The sequence below is a fragment of the Janthinobacterium sp. AD80 genome (assembly GCF_002878455.1).
In the GTDB taxonomy this organism is placed as follows: Bacteria; Pseudomonadota; Gammaproteobacteria; order Burkholderiales; family Burkholderiaceae_D; genus Janthinobacterium.
This window is the reverse complement of the sequence record NZ_NRDQ01000386.1, coordinates 1-594: the sequence shown is the minus strand read 5'-3', so window position 1 is coordinate 594 and position 594 is coordinate 1. Positions and strand designations below refer to the sequence as shown.

Sequence of the window (594 nt, the reverse complement as noted above, 5' to 3'; positions counted from 1 at the left end):
AGGGTCGCCAGGTCGCTGATACGGTAGTCGCCACCCACGCTCACGCCATTGGTGCGGAAGCGGAAGCCCGTCTCGCGGCCGTTCACATAGTGCTGGCCAAAGTCCACCGCGCCACCCAGCCACAGCGACAGGGCCTGCTTCTGCGACTCCGGACGCTGCGGCATGTCCGGCAAGCCGTTTGCTGCCTGGCCTACATCCGCGCCCGCCTTGTCGCCGCTGAAACCGGCATCGGGCTGGCGCAGGGAAGCCTTGCGCATATACGGCTTCACGGCCGTGCCGAACACGCGGTCCGCTTCCTGCTCCTGCCAGCGCGCCAGGGCCGCCGTCGGGTTGCCGCTGTCGTTCGACGGCGTCAGGTTCAGGCCAAAGTTCGAGCGGCCCCAGCCGTCGCCGTGCAGGCTTTCCAGGCGCTGCGTGAAGTTCGACAGCTGCGCCGTGGCGAAGCGCCGCGCCGCATCGGCTTGCGCCGCCTGCAGGCCGATCACTTCCGGATCGGTCGACGGGTCGGCACGCGCCGTCACCGTCACGTTGACCACGCCCGGCTTCGAGGTGGCGTAGGCGTTGCTCAGGGTGTAGCTGACCACGGCCGCGCCG

The 594-nt window shown here is 69.5% G+C and carries 1 pseudogene; it reads right to left on the bottom strand.

Features of this window, described 5'->3' with window-relative positions:
• Nucleotides 1-594: pseudogene (locus JaAD80_RS31155) on the bottom strand (autotransporter outer membrane beta-barrel domain-containing protein); the annotation flags it as partial.